Consider the following 584-nt stretch of genomic DNA (forward strand, 5'->3'; position numbering starts at 1 on the left):
TCGTGGAGCAACATCAGTGGCGCGACCGCGAGCACGCTGGTCCTCGGCCAGGCTCAGGTCGGCAGCTTCATACGGGCCACCGCCAGCTACACGGACCTCTCGGGCAGCACCGAGGCCCCGGTGAGCACCGCGACCGCCACGACAGTGGCCAACGTCAACGACCCCGGCGCTGTCACGATCAACGGCACCGCGACCCAGAACCAGACCCTGACGGCCAGCGTCACGGACCCCGACGGCGCGCCCGCCAGCATCACCTATCTCTGGCAGAGCAGCCCCGACGGCACCACTTGGACGAACCTGACCGCCACGACCTCGAGCCTCACCCTCGATAGCAGCCTGGTCGGCAAGCGGATCCGCGTGAATGCCACCTACACCGACCTGTTCGGCGCCAGCGAGAATGTGACCAGCGCGGCCACGGCGGCGGTTGCCGCTGCGAGTGCCACCACTACGCTGTTCACCACCCAGACGCCTGTCATCACCAATGCCAGCGACGGAGTAGGTTATGAGTTGGGGATGCGCTTCACCAGCGACACCTCCGGCTCGATCCAGGCAATCCGGTACTACAAGGCTCCGGGCGAGACGGG

General features: G+C 67.1%; 1 protein-coding gene. It reads left to right on the forward strand.

The genetic code is table 11. The annotated features are described in order from the left end of the window. The coding region (locus tag I6F31_RS36225; protein ID WP_225187058.1) for a DUF4082 domain-containing protein at positions 1-584 on the forward strand (584 nt) is incomplete at both ends.

The sequence above is a fragment of the Bradyrhizobium sp. NBAIM01 genome (assembly GCF_020194115.1).
GTDB classification, from domain to species: domain Bacteria; phylum Pseudomonadota; class Alphaproteobacteria; order Rhizobiales; family Xanthobacteraceae; genus Bradyrhizobium; species Bradyrhizobium yuanmingense.